The organism is Treponema vincentii F0403 (assembly GCF_000412995.1).
In the GTDB taxonomy this organism is placed as follows: Bacteria; Spirochaetota; Spirochaetia; order Treponematales; family Treponemataceae; genus Treponema; species Treponema vincentii.
This window is the reverse complement of the sequence record NZ_KE332512.1, coordinates 2,213,406-2,232,679: the sequence shown is the minus strand read 5'-3', so window position 1 is coordinate 2,232,679 and position 19,274 is coordinate 2,213,406. Positions and strand designations below refer to the sequence as shown.

General features: G+C 45.9%; 17 protein-coding genes. 6 read left to right on the top strand and 11 right to left on the bottom strand.

The annotated features are described in order from the left end of the window. Nucleotides 1-380: 380 nt before the first annotated feature. Nucleotides 381-2,621, bottom strand: coding sequence for a formate C-acetyltransferase (gene pflB, locus HMPREF1222_RS10230; RefSeq protein WP_016519336.1), 2,241 nt, complete (start codon nucleotides 2,619-2,621; stop codon nucleotides 381-383). Nucleotides 2,622-2,995: 374 nt separating this feature from the next. Between pflB and serS the strand changes: the two genes are divergently transcribed. The 4 genes from serS to HMPREF1222_RS10210 all read left to right on the top strand — a co-directional run bounded on the left by serS (nucleotide 2,996) and on the right by HMPREF1222_RS10210 (nucleotide 7,760). Then, nucleotides 2,996-4,273, top strand: coding sequence for a serine--tRNA ligase (gene serS / locus HMPREF1222_RS10225; protein ID WP_016519335.1), 1,278 nt, complete (start codon nucleotides 2,996-2,998; stop codon nucleotides 4,271-4,273). A gap of 351 nt (nucleotides 4,274-4,624) precedes the next feature. Then, on the top strand, nucleotides 4,625-5,443 hold the full coding sequence (locus HMPREF1222_RS10220; RefSeq protein WP_016519334.1) for a PilZ domain-containing protein: 819 nt from the start codon (nucleotides 4,625-4,627) through the stop codon (nucleotides 5,441-5,443). A 48-nt stretch (nucleotides 5,444-5,491) separates the two neighbouring features. Then, nucleotides 5,492-6,631: a tetratricopeptide repeat protein gene (locus tag HMPREF1222_RS10215; protein WP_016519333.1), complete on the top strand. Its 1,140-nt coding sequence runs from the start codon at nucleotides 5,492-5,494 to the stop codon at nucleotides 6,629-6,631. A 25-nt stretch (nucleotides 6,632-6,656) separates the two neighbouring features. Then, nucleotides 6,657-7,760, top strand: coding sequence for a D-alanine--D-alanine ligase family protein (locus HMPREF1222_RS10210; RefSeq protein WP_016519332.1), 1,104 nt, complete (start codon nucleotides 6,657-6,659; stop codon nucleotides 7,758-7,760). 175 nt (nucleotides 7,761-7,935) lie between these two features. Here the strand turns inward: HMPREF1222_RS10210 and HMPREF1222_RS10205 are convergent, their stop codons facing one another. Then, on the bottom strand, nucleotides 7,936-9,369 hold the full coding sequence (locus HMPREF1222_RS10205; protein ID WP_425314956.1) for a carbon starvation CstA family protein: 1,434 nt from the start codon (nucleotides 9,367-9,369) through the stop codon (nucleotides 7,936-7,938). Between the two features lie 26 nt (nucleotides 9,370-9,395). Between HMPREF1222_RS10205 and HMPREF1222_RS10200 the strand changes: the two genes are divergently transcribed. Together HMPREF1222_RS10200 and HMPREF1222_RS10195 are read left to right on the top strand one after the other, a co-directional pair. Beyond that, nucleotides 9,396-9,668, top strand: a complete 273-nt coding sequence (locus tag HMPREF1222_RS10200; RefSeq protein ID WP_016517724.1) for a transposase — start codon at nucleotides 9,396-9,398, stop codon at nucleotides 9,666-9,668. Next, a complete protein-coding gene (locus tag HMPREF1222_RS10195) occupies nucleotides 9,665-10,564 on the top strand; it encodes an IS3 family transposase (RefSeq protein WP_342302573.1) in 900 nt (299 codons plus the stop codon). The genes HMPREF1222_RS10200 and HMPREF1222_RS10195 overlap by 4 nt, the downstream gene beginning before the upstream one ends. Here the strand turns inward: HMPREF1222_RS10195 and HMPREF1222_RS10190 are convergent. The 9 genes from HMPREF1222_RS10190 to cmk form a co-directional block, all read right to left on the bottom strand. Next, nucleotides 10,561-11,127: an ABC transporter permease subunit gene (locus tag HMPREF1222_RS10190; RefSeq protein ID WP_016519330.1), complete on the bottom strand. Its 567-nt coding sequence runs from the start codon at nucleotides 11,125-11,127 to the stop codon at nucleotides 10,561-10,563. The genes HMPREF1222_RS10195 and HMPREF1222_RS10190 overlap by 4 nt on opposite strands. After that, complete coding sequence (locus HMPREF1222_RS10185) at nucleotides 11,120-12,187, bottom strand: ABC transporter permease (protein ID WP_016519329.1); 1,068 nt, start codon at nucleotides 12,185-12,187, stop codon at nucleotides 11,120-11,122. The genes HMPREF1222_RS10190 and HMPREF1222_RS10185 overlap by 8 nt, the downstream gene beginning before the upstream one ends. Next, nucleotides 12,184-13,749 (bottom strand): ABC transporter ATP-binding protein, encoded by a 1,566-nt coding sequence (locus HMPREF1222_RS10180; protein WP_016519328.1) that lies wholly within the window; start codon nucleotides 13,747-13,749, stop codon nucleotides 12,184-12,186. Before HMPREF1222_RS10180 ends, HMPREF1222_RS10185 begins: the two co-directional genes overlap by 4 nt. Nucleotides 13,750-13,964: 215 nt before the next feature. Further along, a complete protein-coding gene (locus tag HMPREF1222_RS10175) occupies nucleotides 13,965-15,044 on the bottom strand; it encodes a BMP family ABC transporter substrate-binding protein (RefSeq protein WP_016519327.1) in 1,080 nt (359 codons plus the stop codon). Continuing rightward, a complete protein-coding gene (locus HMPREF1222_RS10170; RefSeq protein WP_016519326.1) occupies nucleotides 15,041-16,432 on the bottom strand; it encodes an ADP-ribosylglycohydrolase family protein in 1,392 nt (463 codons plus the stop codon). Before HMPREF1222_RS10170 ends, HMPREF1222_RS10175 begins: the two co-directional genes overlap by 4 nt. A gap of 290 nt (nucleotides 16,433-16,722) precedes the next feature. Next, nucleotides 16,723-17,142, bottom strand: a complete 420-nt coding sequence (locus tag HMPREF1222_RS13195; RefSeq protein ID WP_016519325.1) for a TOBE domain-containing protein — start codon at nucleotides 17,140-17,142, stop codon at nucleotides 16,723-16,725. A 44-nt stretch (nucleotides 17,143-17,186) separates the two neighbouring features. Next, nucleotides 17,187-17,615, bottom strand: a complete 429-nt coding sequence (locus tag HMPREF1222_RS10160; RefSeq protein WP_016519324.1) for an iron chelate uptake ABC transporter family permease subunit — start codon at nucleotides 17,613-17,615, stop codon at nucleotides 17,187-17,189. A gap of 254 nt (nucleotides 17,616-17,869) precedes the next feature. Then, entirely contained in the window at nucleotides 17,870-18,703 is an 834-nt protein-coding gene (locus tag HMPREF1222_RS10155; protein ID WP_016519323.1) for an HhH-GPD family protein, read from the bottom strand. Beyond that, on the bottom strand, nucleotides 18,690-19,271 hold the full coding sequence (cmk, locus tag HMPREF1222_RS10150; protein WP_006188782.1) for a (d)CMP kinase: 582 nt from the start codon (nucleotides 19,269-19,271) through the stop codon (nucleotides 18,690-18,692). Before cmk ends, HMPREF1222_RS10155 begins: the two co-directional genes overlap by 14 nt. Between the last annotated feature and the right edge of the window lie 3 nt (nucleotides 19,272-19,274).

The window sequence follows — 19,274 nt, the reverse complement described above, 5'->3', positions numbered from 1 at the left end:
CGTCCCTGTACACTGTTCAACGACGAGTTCGCAGTGCGAACTCGCTTCTGTCGAGAACCACCGACATCCGTGGCGCTGTTGAACAGTGTACGTCCGTGTACACTGTTCAACGACGAGATTTGTGCATAGCCCAAATCTCGCTGCTGCAGGGAACCAGCGGCATCCGTGCCGCTTCTGATACGCTAAACATTTTCAGAAGCAACGCAGATACCCCCAGCCGTAAGCCTTTTGGAAATAGGGGGAGTAGATCCCCCTTTCCGTAAGCCTGTTGAAATAGACGATGCAGATACAAGGAATACGGTAAAAAAGTACCGCAGGCGTATCTTTGATACGTTGAGGACACTTTTTTACCGTATGACGCCGTAGATGCGTCGTATATTTCAAAAGGACTGGTTAATGGTACGCGACAGCACATCCAGCTGCTGCTCTCTGGTAAGCTTTACAAAGTTTACCGCATAACCGGATACGCGGATGGTCAGCTGTGGATACTTTTCGGGATTTTCCATCGCATCTTCCAATAAGGCACGGTCAAATACGTTGACGTTCAAGTGCTGACCGCCGTCCGGGGTAAAATATCCTTTCAACAAATAGGTCAGATTGTCTACACGGTTATTCGTTTCTTTGCCCAGTGCATTCGGCGCTATTGCAAAGGTGTATGAAATACCGTCGCCGATATCTTCAAACGGCAGCTTGGCAACCGAGGAAAGGGATGCAATTGCGCCGTTTGTGTCGCGTCCGTTCATGGGGTTTGCACCCGGAGAGAACGGCTCATACGCGCAGCGGCCGCACGGAGTTGCGCCGGTTTTCTTTCCATATACAACATTCGAGGTGATGGTCAGTACCGATTGGGTTGCCTTTGCATGGCGGTAGGTTTCGTGGCGGCGCAGGTAGTTCATAAACTTGCGTGCAACCATAACGGCAAGCTGATCGGTTGCGTCGTTATCGTTACCGTAGGGAATATATTCGCCTTTGCGTTCAAAATCAACCGCAAGCCCTTCAGCATTACGGATTACCTTTACCTTTGTGTCGCGGATTGCCGCCAGCGAATCTGCAACGATGGCAAGACCGGCAATACCGGTTGCTTGGATGCGTTCTACATCGGCATCGTGCAAGGCAAGCTCAAATGCCTCATACGAATACTTGTCGTGCATATAGTGAATAATTTTCAGCGCATTCATATACACACCGGCCAGCCACTTCATCATCTGCTCAAACCGTGCCATTACCTCGTCATAGTCCAGATACTCCGAGGTAATCGGGCTGAACATCGGGGCAACCTGAGCGCCGGACTTTTCGTCGCGCCCGCCGTTGATGGCATATAGCAAACACTTAGGTAAGTTGGCACGGGCGCCGAACAGCTGCATCTGCTTACCGATCTTCATCGGAGAAACACAGCAAGCAATACCGTAGTCATCCCCAAATTCGGGACGCATCAGATCATCATTTTCATACTGAATGGAAGAAGTTTGAATAGAAACCTTTGCACAGAATTTATTCCAGTTTTCCGGCGCATGATTAGACCACAATACGGTCATATTCGGTTCCGGAGCCGGTCCGAGGTTATACAGGGTATGCAGGTAGCGGAAAGAGGTCTTGGTAACGAGCGGACGGCCGTCAACGCCCATACCTCCGAGTGCTTCGGTAACCCATGTAGGATCGCCGGAGAACAGTTCATTATATTCGGGAGTGCGGAGAAAGCGGATAATGCGTAGTTTGATAATAAACTGATCGATCAGCTCTTGCGCCTCGGCTTCGGTCAGCTTGCCTTCCGCAATGTCCCGCTCAATAAATATATCCAAGAACGTAGACGTCCGTCCGATGGACATGGCTGCTCCGTCTTGGTCTTTTGTAGCGGCAAGGAAGGCAAAATAGACCCACTGTACAGCCTCGCGTGCATTTTCGGCGGGACGTTTTACATCGAACCCGTAGCTTTCGCACATACGGATAAAAGCTTCGAGGGCTTTAATCTGCTCGCTGATTTCTTCACGGTAGCGGATATCGGATTCGGTCAGCTCACTCACATCAAGCTGCTCGAACGCTTCTCTCCGTTCCTGAATCAGATTATCGACACCATACAGGGCAACCCGGCGGTAGTCGCCGATAATCCGCCCGCGTCCATAAGCATCGGGCAGCCCGGTAATAATACCCGATTTCCGTGCGGCACGCATTTCCTTTGTATACACCGAGAAAACCCCGTCGTTATGAGTTTTGCGGTACTTGGTAAAAATTTCCCTGGTGAGCGGGTCAAGTTCATAGCCGTAAGCTTTCAGTGCGTTTTCTACTACGTGCAAACCGCCTTTGACATAGATACCGCGCTTTAAGGGCGCATCCGTTTGAAGCCCCACAATAACCTCATCATCCTTAGAGATATATCCCGCTCCATAGGCATCGATACCCTGAGGCTTTTTTGTTTCCGCTTCGTATACTCCTCTTTTGGTCTCCTCTTTAAACAGTTCGGTAAGTTTATTCCAAATACGGACGGTTCTTTCCGTAGCAGAGGCCAAAAAGCTGTCGTCTCCCGTATAGGGTGTATAGTTATTTTGGATGAAATCGCGTACGTCAATGCCGGTGCGCCAATATTCACCCTTAAACGTAGAAAAATAGTCAGACCATTTATTCATGGTGTAACTCCTTATATTGTAATTTCCCTTGTTGCAGGGAGCTGACATAATAGAGAAAAAAATATATTAACGCAAGCACTTTGCATTGAAAAGTAACAAAACGCTTGCATAAAGCTCAATAACTTCATACAATACGGAATAACTTCGGCAGCCATCATCAAGCAATATACCTCCTTGTATATTGCTTGATGGCGAATTTTGCCACGGCAAAATATCGCTTCTGCTATAGTAACCGCCATCCATGGCGGTCTTGTTATCCGTCGAGTTTCGGCGGAGCCGAAACATCGCTTATTAGACATGTGCGCTTTTCGCGCACTAATTCAACAGTTTCCAAAATTCATATTTTGTTCAACTGTTGAATTTTGAGGAATATTATGCTTGACTATCGATTTATCAAAAATAATTTGGAAGCGGTTAAACGAAATATTATTAACCGTGCTATGCATGCCGATGCAGAGGCTGCCGTCCGCCTCTTTGATGAACGGACGGAGATGGTAACTGCCCTGCAGGGACTTCAGGCAAAGCGGAACGAAAACTCCCTTGCAATGAAAAAAGCGAAAGATGCGGCAGAACGCACCGCGCTTATCGAAACGGGCAAGGCAATTAAAGCCGAAATCGCGGCTGCCGAAACAGCTTTAAAAGAAAAAGAAGCGGCACTCGATGCGGCGATGATGCAGATCCCGAATATGGCGCATCCCGATGCACCGATCGGCAAGGAAGATAAGGACAACTGCGAAGTAAAGCGGGTCGGTACGGTTCCGCAGTTCGATTTTGAGCCGAAAGATCACGTACAGCTCGGAGAAGAACTCGACTTAATCGACTTTGATGCTGCAACAAAGGTTGCCGGTGTAAAATTTTACTATCTTAAAAACGAAGCAGTGTTTTTGGAGCAGGCTTTGGTGCTCTACGGGCTGAATATCTTACGCAAGCACGGCTTTACCCCGTTTATTACCCCTGATGTTGCAAAAGAAGAAATTCTCCGCGGTATCGGTTTTAATCCGCGCGGAAGCGAATCAAACGTCTATACAATCGAGGATGAAGGCACCTGCCTTGTCGCAACGGCAGAAATTACGCTCGGCGGCTATCATTCGGATGAAATACTCGAAAAAGCAAAGCTTCCGCTGATGTACTGCGGGCTTTCGCACTGTTTCCGGCGTGAGGCTGGAGCGGCGGGGCAATTCTCCAAGGGATTGTACCGTGTGCACCAATTTACCAAGTTGGAGATGTTCGTATACTGCACACCGGAAGAATCCGATGCAATCCACGAGAAACTCCGCCTTATCGAAGAAGAAATCTTTAGCGGCTTAGGAATTGCTTTCCGTGTCGTCGATACCTGTACAGGAGACCTCGGCGCTCCCGCCTACCGTAAGTGGGACTTGGAAGCATGGATGCCCGGACGCAACGGCGGAGAATGGGGAGAAGTTACCTCTACCTCCAACTGCACCGACTATCAGGCACGCCGCCTTAATGTACGGTTTAAAGACGACGACGGTAAGAATAAGTACGTACACATGCTGAACGGCACCGCCATCGCCGTGTCCCGTGCCCTTGTCGCTATTATCGAAAATTATCAGCAAAAAGACGGCAGCATTAAAATCCCTGATGCACTGGTACCCTACTGCGGTTTTGACGTCATCAAAAAAAGAGTATAAAGCTATCGTTTTGCAAGCGTAGGGGGATTTTTTTCTTCCAACCAGCCGGGTAAACGCATCAGACAGTGTCCCTCATAGCGCAGAATAATGGGGCTGGAGCAGCATTTGCAGCCGCAGTCAGGACTGCCATGGATGGCAGTGGCACTGCTCAGAAGCCAGTTTTGCTTGCAAAACTGGCAGTCAAGGAATTGACAGGGATGTCAATTCCTTGACGTTACTCTGCTGATACAGCCCTATTATCCTGCGGGGTATACACCAAACTGTCTGATGCGTTTACCCGAGCGCTCCTGATGCATTTACTCTGTCGATTTTCGCTTGACCTTTTAATAAAATAAATTTATTATTATTCACATGGGTTTCCTGACGAGTCAACAGGTTAATAAGTATTATGATTTTTTCCAGAAAGCGGAAATAACTTTTACAAAAGAAGTTATCCAAGCGATGAGTCTAAATGCGCAGCAGTCGTCGATACGCTGCGTCGGTTCCGAAGGAGGGCCGTGGCCGTGCGTCATCAACTCTTCTTCGATGATAGGGGCAAAGGTAATTGTTCCGCAGCATTGCGGGATATACGAAAAGATATGCGAAGGTTCCACGGCAATTTCTCTGTGGTTTTCGTTTTCGCAAACGAATGGAAAAAGCGATCTTTCGTTTTTTGTTTCCGGAAAGGTAGTAAGCTGTACCCCGTATACCGTAACTCCCGATTTACTCTTACTCAATATTGAATACACACAGCGTGCCCCTGACGACCTCATTGAAAAGTTAGGGCTCATCGTCGATGCAAAAGCAAATACTACCAAAAGAGGAGATGAGCGCATTGAATTAAATGCGGAAGCAATGAGGAAACTGTCGCTTGCTAAAAAAGAGACAATCGTGTACATAGAAAATATCCCTCGGCGCTGTATCGTAAGGGATATTTCTTTTTCAGGCGCAAAGTTTATTATGGCTGGGATTGCTCCGTTCTTGCTTAATAAGGATTGCGTATTAAAATTCGACTTTGATGATCCCACCGTCATTGTCGGGTTACGCGGTAAAATCATCAGAGCGGAGCTGGTTGAGTCACGAAAAGATCTCATTGCAGTCGCGATGGCATATAACGCGTCGACCGTGCCGCTTGCGTATAAAATACGGTTAACTCAATATTTTAATCAGCAGCGTAAAATCTACCCCTAATGCGATTTTCCACTACTCGCCTTTATAAAGCAATAGGATACACACAATATGGAAAACTCCGATAAGCAGCTCCTTTATATCAAAGTGCCTGATGAATATGCACTGGCGGCGAAAATTCCCGGATTTGATTCATCGATACCGCTTCCGCTCCTATTAACGGACGAAAATAATTTCAGCGCAGAAAGTATTTCCGAAGAAATGATTTTAGCCGGTATGCTGAATGTATTCGCTTATGACAGGGATAATCAGCACATTGCTTATTATCGCGATATTTTTAAGCAGTTACGGCCGAATATCCTCGAAGAAATGACTAACGCTGCCATTTTAAAAATAAAAAACGCTGATTTCGATTTGGCGGAGCAATTGTTGTTTGCGCTTGAAAGGTTATTTCCCGAACACATACAGACAAAATTGAATATTGCCTTGCTGATGGATGAACGTTCCCGTTTTTATGAACAAGCCGGTGCGGAAGATTATGCCGACTACTATACCGATAAAGCGTTCCAGACCTATAAAGAGGTGCTGGCTGCCGAACCGCCGCTGCCCGAAGCCTTTTTTAATGCAGGCTTTTTCTTTATCCGCCAAAAAAACTTCCCTAAGGCAAAGAGCGTATTTGAAACGTACATAGCCACTGAAACGGCGCAAGATGAATTAACGCTGCATCGTAAGCAAAAGGCTTCGGAGCTTATTAAATGGATAGAAACACAGGCGCTTGACGATGAACTTTTTAAAAGCGCTTTCGATTTTATCCAAATGGGCGAAGAAGAAAAAGCGCTTGAAAAAATACGGGAGTTTTTAGAGCATCACCCTAAGGTATGGAATGCGTGGTTTTTGCTTGGCTGGGCACTGCGCCGTCAGGAACGGTGGAAGGATGCGTCGGAGGCATTTCTTCATTGTCTTGAGCTTGGAAAAAAGACCCCGAAGGAGCTGGCGGTTGCCTATTGCGATATTTGCAATGAGCTTGCCATCTGCTTAATGGAGCTTGAACAATTCGACGAAAGCCGCCGTTGGCTGATGAGTGCGCTTGAGCAGGAACCGGATAATATCAAGATTATTTCAAATTTAGGCACTATCGCGCTAAAAGAAGAAAAAACGGAAGAAGCAAAAGCTTTTTTTAGAACGGTTCTCGATATTTATCCTGAAGATGCGCTTGCCGTTGAAATTTTAAAAAAATTGGAAAATAAATAAAAAAACTTACAATGCGGAGTATACTATGAATATAGCAATCATCTACGGCGGAAGGTCGGGCGAACATGAGGTGTCGCTTGTTTCCGCTTCTTTTGTTGTCCGCGCTATCGGCAGTGAACATAGCGTGCATTTAATCGGCATTACGAAAAACGGCGAATGGTATTTGCAGCCCTCGTCGCTGTTAGAACATATCCGTAAGGATACGTCCGCTGTTTTAACGATAAAATGCGATAAGGCCGCGCGGGTAGCCGTTATTCCCGGCGGAGGCACCGCCGCCGGTTTATCGGTAAACGGTACGCCGATTGCCGCGGATGTCGTTTTTCCGGTACTGCACGGCAGCTTCGGAGAGGACGGTACCATCCAAGGTTTATTTGAAATGGCCGATCTCCCCTACGTCGGCGGCGGTGTGCTTGCAAGCAGCGCCGCAATGGACAAAGAAAAAAGCAAAATAATCTGGCAGCACGAACATTTGCCTATTGTTCCGTTCCTCTGTGTAAGAAAGTTTCAATGGGATAATCCTAAAGAACGCGAAGGCTTTATTCTTCATGCGGAAAAAGAATTGGAATATCCACTCTTTGTAAAGCCCTGCAGAGTCGGCAGTTCCGTCGGCGCAGGCAAGGCTTCCAACCGTACCGAATTATTGCAAAAGATGGAGGAGGCTTTCCTCTGGGATAGCAAGGTACTGATCGAAGCTTGTATCGCTGCGCGGGAAATTGAGTGTTCCGTAACCGGTAACGATGAGTGTGTAGTCTATACTCCGGGAGAAATTATTCCCTCCCATGAATTTTACGATTACGATGCCAAGTACATCGACCCTGACGGCGCACAGCTGAAAATTCCTGCCGATATAGACGACGAACAACGCCGGGAAATCCGCAGTATTGCAGGCAAGGCATACCGTGCACTCGATTTAACCGGTTTGGCGCGTGTTGATTTCTTTATAGACAAAAAAACAAAGACGATTTATCTGAACGAAGTAAATACCATCCCGGGCTTTACCGCTATTTCGATGTTTCCCAAGATGTGCGAAGCATCGGGTATGCCGTACCGGGAATTGATTATGCATTTATTCGACCTTGCCATTGAGCGGTTCAATGCCGCACGGCAAATCAGAACGGATTGGAAATAAGAAACGTATACGGCCGGGAAAACATCGCGAATAAATAAAATCGAAGTTTTTAGAGGTACCGGAACAGTCAATACCTGTAGAAAAACGGAGAAGCTTGCCGGAATATAATCGGCAGCTTCTCCCATAAAGATTATTGGGCATCTTTTAAAACGTTACTTAATCTAACGTTCTGTTATTATTTACTATGAACACGCCCGATAATAATCTTCTGTTGACTTTCAAAACTCTGTTGAGGCCGCATGTAAATTCTTGTCATAAAGATGATAAAGAACACCGCAGCAAAGACAATACCTACAGTATATGAAATGGTAATTCCCTGCATACCGAGCCGGACAAGATTAAAGCATTCCGGTGCATACATAAGGTACGTAACGGAAACAGCTGACATAAACGTCGCAGGAATAACCGCAATCCAGCACCGGTTTCTATTAGGATAGTTTGTCGCAAGGTAAGCGCCGCCCGTCCATAAAACAATCATTGCAAGCGTTTGATTTGACCACGAAAAATAGCGCCATACAACATTGTAGTTGATAAGCGAAATACAGTATCCGATAAGCAGCAGCGGAATTGCAATTGAAAGCCGTGTTTTCAGCTTTTTTTCATCAAGTTTAAACCAATCAAAGATGATCATACGGGCGCTGCGGAAAGCAGTGTCGCCTGATGTAATCGGGCAAGCGATAACACCGACCATTGCGATTGCCCCGCCGACTGTTCCGAGCAGACCGGTACAGATTGCGTATACGGATTTTGAATTTCCTCCGCCGATATCGAGGAGAGCTTTAAGGCCGGTACCGGATCCGTCTTTATTCCAAAAGAACGCGATTGCTGCCGATGCCCATACCATTGCGATAATACCTTCGGCAACCATGGCGCCATAGAAAACCCAGCGTCCTTCCTTTTCATTTTTCAGCGTACGCGAAACGATAGGAGATTGCGTTGCGTGGAAACCGGAGATTGCGCCACATGCTACCGTAATAAACATCAGCGGCCAAATGGGGCGTTGATTGGCGCTCGGATAGAGATTTTCGAGTGTGAGTTCCATCATCGGGCGGGTTCCGTTGTTCATTATTGTAGCAACCGAAACGCCGACAGCCATTAAAATAAGGAGAATACCGAAAATCGGATAAAAGCGTGCGATAATCTTATCGATCGGAAGAAGGGTTGCAAGGAAATAGTATATAAGGATGATAATCGTCCATACTTTAACATTGAGCCATTCGGGAGTGAGCAGTGCAAGGAGCCCTGCAGGACCTACCATAAATACAACCCCTACCATAACAAGCAGTACTAAGCCGAATACACGCATGATGTTCTGCATCGTATGACCTAAGTATTTACCGGTAATTTCGGTAATACTTGCACCGTCATTGCGTAACGACAGCATACCGGAAAGATAGTCGTGTACACCTCCGGCAAGCAGCGTACCGCCGACAATCCAAAGGTAGACACTCGGCCCCCATAAAGCGCCGGAGATTGCACCGAAGATTGGACCTAAACCGGCGATATTCAAAAGCTGAATTAAAAAAGCCTTTGGTTTTGAAATGACCACATAGTCTATTCCGTCAGGATTTGCTACTGGAGTGATACAATAAAAGTGCAGCGCCAAAATTGCCGAAAAAGAGAGGAGGAAGGGCAATGAAACGGTACGATGAGAACTTTAAAATCGAGGCATTGAAGCTGTCGGACGAGATCGGAGTGAAGAAGGCGTGTGAACAGCTTAATGTGAACTACGGAACATTAGCAGGCTGGAGAAAGCAGCGGGTAAAGAAAAACAAAGAAGGAAAAAGTACAGATGCTGATATTCAAAGAGAGAACAGCCGCCTCAAGAAAGAAATAGCCGAGCTTAAAAGTGCGAATGAGATACTCAAGGATGCACTCGGTTTTTTCGTTCAAGACCGGAAGAAATAGAAAAGGATGGTCTTTTTGCTTACATCCACCACCGTACTGCTGACAAGCAATTTTCAGCACGGATGCTGTGCGCTGTTCTTCCGGTCAGCGAAAGCGGTTTTTATAAATGGAAGAGAAACAGGAAAAAAGTGAAAGCATGGCAGAAACTGCTCGCTCAAATGCATAAAATTCTCGATGAGGATGAAGAAAACAAGAACTATGGGGTGAGGCGTATGCAGATAGCACTTGAACAACGGGGCATTAAGCGTTCATTGTCGACGGTAAGACGCGCGATGGCACGAGGAAATCTGCTGCATGAAGACAGAAAAAGCCCTGACGGTCTTACAAAAGCCGACAAAAAGGCGATGAGACCGCAGAATATCATCAAACAAGACTTTAGTGCACAAGAGCCTTTGAGAAAATTGCTGACGGATATAACTCAGATACCATGCAAAGATGGAAAGCTGTACGTATCACCTCTTTTTGACTGCTATAATGGGGAGATCATTTCTCTTGCAATGGACACAAACATGAAAAAGGAACTATGTATAAAAACGATAACGGAGGCATACAAGAATTTTGATATACCAAGTGGAGCGATAATTCACAGCGATTGCGGAAGCCAGTATACAAGCGATGAGTACAAAAAGACGCTCGGACAGCTGCATGCGGTGCAGAGTATGAGTGGAGTTGGGAAATGCTGGGATAATGCCCGGATGGAAAGCTGGTTTGCAACGCTGAAAAAGGAAAAGATCTATCAGCTTGATACAACAAAACTGACCGTGGAGGAGGTCAAGACAATCGTCTGGAGATACACGTTTGCTTATTACAACACGAAACGTATCACGACAGTAAATCCCGATGGCTTACCTCCACTGGTATACAGGAAAACAGCAGCTAAAAAAAGTGCTGCTTAAATACATTTGGGGTATTTAGGCACTGCACTAATATTGACTATTCCAGTTTTATACAGCAAAAACCAAACCGCAAACACCGTGAAAAAAGCGAGGTACGTTAATACGTTTTGCCCCGACAGGATAGTACCTAAAACGGGGATTGCGGCAACACCGGGAATAACCAGTTTAGGAAATACCAAAGAAACCAAGGATGAGGTACTGCCTTTGTCGTGGATTAACACATATATGATAAACACCGTTCCGCCTGCAGCAAGCGTATTTAACGCAATACCGGACAAAATGATGTCGGTTTTAAGATACAGGGCAAAGTAAACCAGCAGCACGGCAATCAATAAACCGCCGCCCAACGCAATTAAGAATCCTGCAAACAAACTGCCCGTTAAACCGGTACCTAATGCGCCGAATGCTGCGGCAAAAAGCATAATACCTTCCAATGCGATATTCGATGCGCCTGAATTTTCCGCAACAACCGAGGCTTGGGCGGCGAACAATAACGGAGTTGTAACACGCAAAACTGAATAGGCAAACTCCGCAGTTAAAATATAACTTAAAAAGTTATTCATATAAGCCGCTCTCCTTTACAAGTGCTTTTTGCCGCCATTTACTCAAGAACGCCTGTGCCGCGGCAAGCATGATAATAACACCCTGAATAATAGAAACCATTTCTGCGGTAACGTCGGTAGAGGTAGCCATCTTATCGGCGCCGATTTTTAAATACGCTAAAAAGAAAGCTGCAAGGGGAATGTAATGCGGTTTGTTTTTTGCAAGAATAGCGACGACGATGCCGTCAAAACCATACCCCGGCAAGCTTTGCCATTGGAAACGGTCGTACATTCCCAGTACTTCCACCGAACCGCCGACCCCTGCGATAAATCCGCCGATAAGCTGCGAATAAGCGATGATTGCCGTAGTGTTTAAGCCGGCATAGCGGGCAAAGCGGATATTTCTTCCGGTTTGTACCAGCCGGTATCCCCATGCCGTCCGGCGGATAAACAGCACGGTCAGCACAACTACGGAGCACAATATAAAAAGCCCGGAATGCAGCCGCATACCCGGAATAAGGCGGGATAATTTCGCATTGGCGGGAATCAGATAGGTGGCCATAAAACCTGCCGACGGATCTTTAAAGGTCGTATTGGCAAAATATTTTGTTATGTAAAAGAACACGTAATTGAGCATTAACGACGAAACCAATTCATTTGCATTCCACCGCTGCTTTAACAAAGCAGGAACCCAACACACGAAAGCGCCGCACAGCCCGCCGATAACGATGGATACAAGCGGTGCAATAACGGGAGGCAGCGGTACCAGTAAGGCGGTAAATACGGCAACAGCGCCGCTTACATAAAAGGCCCCTTCAGCGCCCATATTAAACATATCGGCACTGAACATAACGGCAACCGCAAGACCGGCAAAGCTTAGCGGAATACATAGTTCAAGTACGTTACCGAAACGGCGGGCTGATTCAAGCGGCCCTAAAAAGAGCTTTGAAAACGCAAGCAGCGGTTCCTTACTGACACATAAGATAATGAAAAACGATAAGAGCACCGCAATACCGATTGCAGCGGCAAACCGTATCAATTCAAATCTTTTTTCAAATGAAAGACGTCCCATCAATTTCATCTTAAACATCCTGCAAGTTCGTGCGCATCTTGCTTTTTTAAACCGAGCATATATTCTCCCAATTCCGTCTCGCTCACAGTGCCTGCGTCGGCGAAATATGCCGTAATTTCACCGCCGTACATAACAAGCAGACTGTCGCTTATTTCCAGAATTTCCGCTAAATCGGCGGAGTTCACCAAAACGGCTACGCCATTGTCGCGCATTTCAATAATCTTTTGATGAATAAATTTTGCCGCTCCAATATCGACACCCCTCGTCGGCTGATCGGCAATAATACATCCTGCGGAAGCGGAAAATTCACGCGCAATAATAACTTTTTGCATATTCCCGCCGCTCAACATTTTTACCGGTACATCGGGACTTTTGGTTTTAATCATAAATTGTTTAATAAGTGTGTCCGCCCATTGCTTTATTTCGTTCTTTTTTAAAATCCCCTTATGCACAAAGCGGCTATCTTCGGTAAAGACGGCAAATAAGTTTTCCTGAATGGAAGCGTTAACCGCTGTTCCTACCTTTATTCTATCCTGCGGTATATAGGAAAGGCCATCTCTTCTGATTGCCGCAATACTGCATGACGTTATATCTTTACCGTTTAATGTTATTGTTCCTTCCGTACAGCGCCGCAGTCCCGTTATCGCATCGATAAGTTCCTTTTGCCCGTTCCCTTCAACTCCGACAATACCGAGAATTTTCCCCGCAGGTAAATCAAAACTCACGCGGTTAAGGAGAAAACGTCCTGTATCGCCGTTCATGCAGACATTCCGCAACTTTAAAACCGTTTCTCCGGGGACACTTTCTTTTTTTTCTATTTCCCAATGTATATTTTTACCGACCATAAGGTTCGATATTTCTTTCTCCGAAATTTCTCCGGCGGAATATACTCCGACGGAAGTACCGTTGCGCAATACGGTTATCCTTTCGCATATTTCTTTAACTTCATTTAATTTATGACTGATAAATATAATCGTGCAGCCCGAATTCCGCAATTCCTTCAATTCGATAAATAATTCTTCCGTTTCTTGCGGTGTTAATACAGCCGTCGGTTCATCAAGAATTAAAATGCGGGCGCCCTTATATAAAGCTTTTAGAATCTCTACTTTTTGACGAGTTCCTATGGGTAAGTTTTTAATTTTTTCTTTCGGATCGATGACAAAATGATACTGCTCTATGATCTTTTGAGCCTGCTCGTTCATGAGTTTTTCGTGCAGTAACGGTCCGTTTCCGGGTTCCATCCCCAGACAGATATTTTCGGCAACGCTCATCGATTCGACAAGCATAAAGTGCTGATGAACCATACCGAATCCCTGACGGATAGCGTCAAGCGGAGATTTGATATGCAATTCATTTCCGTTATATAAAATCGTACCTTCAGTCGGCTGTTCTATGCCGAACAATATTTTCATCAAGGTACTTTTACCGGCGCCGTTTTCGCCCACAAGCGCGTGAATTTCACCGGCACGAACCGAAAAATTAACATGCCGGTTTGCGGTAACGCCGTTCGGATATATTTTTGAAATATTCTTCATTATTAAAATATCATCAGCTGCAGTTTTAACATTCATTCGGATATTCTCCGCATAGGCACGGGATACTGTAAAATTTTCTTAGCTATCCCGTGCAATGCCTTGGGGATGTCTCAAAAGTTGGTTACTTTTTCGCCATCCCCGACGAGTTTAAAATTAAGCCTTTGTACAGTAATGACTTAATTTTAAACATCGCAGTGAAATCTAAGGAAACTGTCCAAAAACTGTAGTTTTTGAACAGTCCTATTGGTAATTTATGGACGGGCAGAATCGATATATGCCGTTATGTCGGCAGGAGTCATACCGAACGCAGTTTTAACGGTAATTTTCCCGTTTTTAATTTGCGTTTCGTAATCGCTAATCTGCTTACGAATTGCGGCAGGCACCTGAGACTGATACACTTCGTTATCGGCGAGACCGACGCATCCCTCGTTTATTCCCAATGCCACGCGTGTTCCCCATACCAATGTATTGTCTTGAATTTCTTTCATTGCAAGATACATGGATTTGTCAACCCGTTTCAGCATGGAAGAGATAATGAGCTTTGATAAAACGGGATCGGTTTGCTTGTACAACATCGCTTGATCGCTGTCCACACCGATAATAAATTTATTCTTCTCTTTTGCGGCCTGCAGGGCTCCTTCACCGGCATTCGATGCGCAAACGAATATAATGTCCGCACCCATTTGGTACTGCGTCAACGCAAGCTCTTTTGCCTTTGCCGAGTCGCTGAAATTTCCGACGAAAGAAGAAATAATCTTGATGTCGGGAGCGACTGTTTTTGCACCTTGTATAAAACCGACTAAGAAATCAAGGATAACCGTATTATCCATACCGCCGATAAAACCGATTGTTTTTCCCTTGGTCATTTCGGCAGCAAGTACACCTGCAAGGAAGGAACCTTCATTTTGCTTGTATTCCATCGAATAGGTGTTCTTGAATAAACCTGCCGAATCGGAAGCATAATCCATTGTCGTATCGTAGACAATGATTTTTTGATTCGGATAATCCTTTGTTATCTTTGATACAAGCGCCTGCATTTGCCACGTTCCGCAGAAAATAACGTCATGTTTTTCATCGCACAAATCGCGTAATGCAGGTTCCCATTTGGAATCGTCATAACCGACTTCGACTACCTTGGTTTTGCAATGCAAGTCGTTTGCGATCATCTTCATACCGTTGTTTGCAGAATCGTGGAAAGACTTGTCTCCAAGGTTTCCGTTGATGATCAACGCAATGCTCGGTTCCTTTGAACCGCTGCTCTCTTTTGCACCGAAAGCAAACATAGACATGCTTAACAGTACAAATAGACCGACGCACATAATCTTTTTCATACATCCTCCAATTGTTTTACGACCGCTATGGTCTTGTTGATAAGCTCTTGCAAACTTACCGTTTTATTTCCTCGTAAATAGGTTACAATTTCATCGCCGAAAGGATCAGTCCAGCGTTCTTCAATTCCCTTTGTGCCCAATTTTGCTCCGAGTGCAGCCCCCAGTTGTGCTGCATTGCAATCGACATCTTGACCGCACATTGCAATATAATGCATCACATCGTTAAAATTATCCTTGCCGAAATACAACGCAACTACTTCCGCCGCCGCATTCGGATATGCGTGAATCCAATTATACCGTTTATATTTTTCTTCACAGGCAGCCCATGCCGTATAAAAATCGTTTTTCTTCATGCATTGCCCTAATGCAAAATGAAGCACGGAGGCATATTCCGAATCCTTAGGGATACAGGAAACGGCTTTTTCCAAACATATCCGTATGGGATCTTCCCCGTATGCAAGACTGAGCAGTACGGCATTAAACACCTCTCCGAGGATTCCGTTCCCGTGATGTGAAATTTCCGCATCACGCCATGCAAGCAATGCTGCCTTCTGCGGGTTTAGCGGAGCTACCTGACCGCATACGGCTCCCCGCATCTGCGCTCCTATCCATTCACGGTAGGGATTCCTAAACGTTCCGCTTTCCGGAGGGTACATTCCTCTGCGTAAATTATCCAATGCAACCTGTTCGGCCGACCATCCGCAAGGGATTAACTCCAGCCATTGGTCGGCAATATCGGCACTTGTCGGCATTCCCTGTGCTTTGCAGCACGCCTCCAGAAATGCAATTTCGTATGTTATATCGTCGTTGTAAGTATTCGGGTTACGCACATAGGTGCGGATTTCGCCGAATTTTTTTTGCAGCTGTGTCGTCGTATAGCCTTCAAGCGCCGTTCCCAAACCGCCGCCGCATAAACGGCCGAGCCATGCGGCTTTTGTTTTGTCATACAGTATGTTATGCGGCAATACCGCCGTCGTTACTTCGGGAAAGACAACCGCTTGTTCGTATTCGTTGAAGCTTTGATACAGTTTACTTTTCCAATAGTCACTCGAAGTATCGCTCGGGCACAGAAACAGGATATTAAATATGCGGGCGGTAATCCGTTGCAGCGCCTTCATATCATTTTGCTTGAGTGCGGAAAGCCCTTCCGGTATCAGCTGCTCCGCCGCAGTTACATCGCAGCCTAAAGCTTCCATAGATTGAACCGCCGCTATTACAACGCTTTCAGGGGCATGGGATCCGGGAACATGACTTGCCCAGTATAGACGGAGCTGGCCGTCAACCTGCTTTTCGGCAGCATTTGACGCCTCCCATGTTTGCTCCTCATCCGATAACACAACCGGAACGGCATTTTTTGTTAAATCGTAAATATATTCCCACGCTTTCATATCATCCTCACCTAAAGAGTTATTTTATGAAAACGTTTTTAGAAAACATTTTCATAACTTTATATACAGGATATACCCGAAATTTCCATCTGTCAAATGTTTTTTTATAAAGTTTAATGCATGGAGCTTACCGGATACCCATAAACGCCGTTCCTCATTACCAGGAAATAAAAAAAGCTTGCAAGCCCCTATTGAGCCCGCAAGCTTTTTGCCTCATAAGGCGATTGTAGCCGGTTTTAATACCCTTCTATTACGGCACAGAGTACCGGGGTATTAAACCCTCGTACAAATCAATCGATACCGACCATAACGGATGTAGCCTTGATAACAGCCAGAGCGTTCTCGCCCTCTTTCAAAGCAAGATCCTCTACGGCGTTGTTGGAAATGGTTGCGGAGATGGTGCAGCCGCCCAGCGCGCTTATACGCACAATTGAGTTTACAGCTCCCTTTTCCACTCCCAGTATCTTGCCGGGAAATTGGTTGCGGGCGCTCAAAGGCAGATGCTCTCCGCGGCCGACCATAACCTCCGTAGCTTTGATGACGGCATAAGCTTTTTTGCCCGGCACCAGTCCCAGCTCCTTAATGGAGTTCATAGAAATGGTCGCGGGCACGGGCGTTCCGTTCACATCGATAGTAACAATACCGTTAACGGCTCCCTCGGCTACCTTAGTCACGGTACCGGGGAATTGATTTCTTGCGCTTAGTTTCATAGTTAAATCTCCAAATTGTCGAAAATCAGTCTAATTTCGGCGTTTCATAATTCAAAATCATCTGCGCCCACACTTGCCCCGGCCGATGCCCCTAAAATATCGGGAGAAACCATCGGGTTGCGGAATAATCCCTGATATGTAGCGCCGGCTACCGCCAAAGCAGAACCTACCAGAATGGCCGCACAGATACGGGGCATCCGCACCAACCACACAACCGTGTCCTCCGTCGTTCCCCATTTAGAGAGTTCGCCTATACCGTTTTTAATGCCGTTTCCAATACTTTGTAACACACGTATAGGAGTAATCGAGAAGCGTCCTATACAAAACGATGCGACGAATACACAAGCTAACAGCACAATCACCGTGATAAAGGCGATGAGTCCTTTTCTTTTGGATTGTTCGTATTCTCGAAGGAAGCGCTCCTCTTTTTCCCCTTCCGCCGCATCACGGCAAAAGTTTTCCGGCAGCACCATTTAAGCCGCGCAGGGTATCCCTATTCTTCCAGGTACACAGCAAGGCTGCCCTATCCGAAGGTCTATTTTAGAGATGCCGCAATTTTTACTTTTACGTATTTTAATAGAATAAAAAGCACATTTGGAAATGATTATTAAATTATGATTATCAGTTTCCTCTAAAAAATACAGTTTTTAGAGATACGTTACTATATAACAAATAGATTATGAAGGCAAATACTTACCGAATACGCAAGCGAATTCATAATTCATAATTACTTGCTAATTGAATACCTGCCGCCTTCTTCGGCAACAAAGCCTTCGCGGATTAAACCGTCGAGCGCCTTATCGAATAACAGCTTTTCCGTTTGAGTGTTGCCGTACAGTTCCGCATATTCTTGGTTGTTGTGCGCCGTAAGGGTTCTGATTACCGCGCCGCGCGCTTGCCTGACCGACCCTTCAAACTTGGATTGCTTAGTATAGTGCCTGCTTTTCCTATTTGGATTGACGGTTTTCTTTTTTAATTCCGCACCGTAATCCATAAGCGCGTAGTACCAAAGCCGCGGATTTTTCGTATACAAAGACGCTTCGATATGCGGGAATATTTCTTTATCGCTGATACCGCTTCTGTCTTTAAAAAAGAAAAAGATAAACACCGCGCGGATATTCGTTTCGATAAATGCATTGGGCTTATTGTAAGCAAATGTCGAAATAGCGGCAGCCGTGTAGGGACCGATCCCCGAAAGCGTTCGAAGCGCTTCGGGAGAATCGGGAACAATTCCGCCGTATTCGCTCGCAATGGTTTGTGCACACTGATGTAAAAAGCGCGCACGGCGGTTGTACCCAAGTCCTACCCATTGTTCGAGGACTTGCACAAGGGAAGCTGCCGCGAGGTCTTGGACGGTAGGGAACACCTCCATCCATCGGTTGTATTTTTCAACGACCCGTTCGGTCTGCGTTTGCTGCAGCATAAATTCGGAGACAAGAATTGAATACGGGTCGTTTGTCGTGCGCCACGGAAAAGAACGTCCGTGTGCAGCATAGTAATCTAAAATTGCTTTTTGAAAATCGGCATAATCGGGGGTAGGTACTGCTTCAAGGGTATTCATAAGATTTTTTGACAATGAGCGACCGCTTTAAAAGCTCGTCTATAATAAGGCCGACAATCAGATCGGGGGTATAATGCTCCGTATCGATCAGCATATCGGCAAAGGCATAATCGGTATTGTCGATATTATACAGCTCTTTATACCGGCGGGTGTCGTCGCTGTCCCGCATTGCGGTAAACTCCTTGATATGTTCAAGGCTGCCGCCTTCCCGCTTAAAGATGCGTTCGGCGCGTACTTCTGCGGAGGCATAGAGATACACTTTTAAATCGGCCTCCTTCAGCATCCAAATTGCAAGACGGGAACCGAGTACGCAGGAAGATTTCATCGCCTGCTCTACTTGGCGGTTATCGACAATACGGTCAAAGCTGAAATCGGTCTTAGCTTGTTCAATTACTTTTTTTAACGGAATGCCCAATTCTTTTGCGAGATTCCTAAAGGTATAATTGATGCATCGGATACCCAATGCATCTGCCAGCAAGGTTGAAACCGTCGTATTGCCGCAGCCGGAGGCGCCTGAAATTGCAATACGCAGTTTTTTCTTTGCAGGAATAACGTAGTTGTTTTTCATCGG

Excerpts from the sequence above, each read along its gene's own strand:
- pflB (WP_016519336.1), bottom strand. The coding sequence starts at position 2,621 with ATGAATAAATGGTCTGACTATTTTTCTACGTTTAAGGGTGAATATTGG.
- serS (WP_016519335.1), top strand. The coding sequence starts at position 2,996 with ATGCTTGACTATCGATTTATCAAAAATAATTTGGAAGCGGTTAAACGA.
- HMPREF1222_RS10220 (WP_016519334.1), top strand. The coding sequence starts at position 4,625 with ATGGGTTTCCTGACGAGTCAACAGGTTAATAAGTATTATGATTTTTTC.
- HMPREF1222_RS10215 (WP_016519333.1), top strand. The coding sequence starts at position 5,492 with ATGGAAAACTCCGATAAGCAGCTCCTTTATATCAAAGTGCCTGATGAA.
- HMPREF1222_RS10210 (WP_016519332.1), top strand. The coding sequence starts at position 6,657 with ATGAATATAGCAATCATCTACGGCGGAAGGTCGGGCGAACATGAGGTG.
- HMPREF1222_RS10200 (WP_016517724.1), top strand. The coding sequence starts at position 9,396 with ATGAAACGGTACGATGAGAACTTTAAAATCGAGGCATTGAAGCTGTCG.
- HMPREF1222_RS10190 (WP_016519330.1), bottom strand. The coding sequence starts at position 11,127 with ATGAATAACTTTTTAAGTTATATTTTAACTGCGGAGTTTGCCTATTCA.
- HMPREF1222_RS10185 (WP_016519329.1), bottom strand. The coding sequence starts at position 12,187 with ATGAAATTGATGGGACGTCTTTCATTTGAAAAAAGATTTGAATTGATA.
- HMPREF1222_RS10180 (WP_016519328.1), bottom strand. The coding sequence starts at position 13,749 with ATGAATGTTAAAACTGCAGCTGATGATATTTTAATAATGAAGAATATT.
- HMPREF1222_RS10175 (WP_016519327.1), bottom strand. The coding sequence starts at position 15,044 with ATGAAAAAGATTATGTGCGTCGGTCTATTTGTACTGTTAAGCATGTCT.
- HMPREF1222_RS10170 (WP_016519326.1), bottom strand. The coding sequence starts at position 16,432 with ATGAAAGCGTGGGAATATATTTACGATTTAACAAAAAATGCCGTTCCG.
- HMPREF1222_RS13195 (WP_016519325.1), bottom strand. The coding sequence starts at position 17,142 with ATGAAACTAAGCGCAAGAAATCAATTCCCCGGTACCGTGACTAAGGTA.
- HMPREF1222_RS10160 (WP_016519324.1), bottom strand. The coding sequence starts at position 17,615 with ATGGTGCTGCCGGAAAACTTTTGCCGTGATGCGGCGGAAGGGGAAAAA.
- HMPREF1222_RS10155 (WP_016519323.1), bottom strand. The coding sequence starts at position 18,703 with ATGAATACCCTTGAAGCAGTACCTACCCCCGATTATGCCGATTTTCAA.
- cmk (WP_006188782.1), bottom strand. The coding sequence starts at position 19,271 with ATGAAAAACAACTACGTTATTCCTGCAAAGAAAAAACTGCGTATTGCA.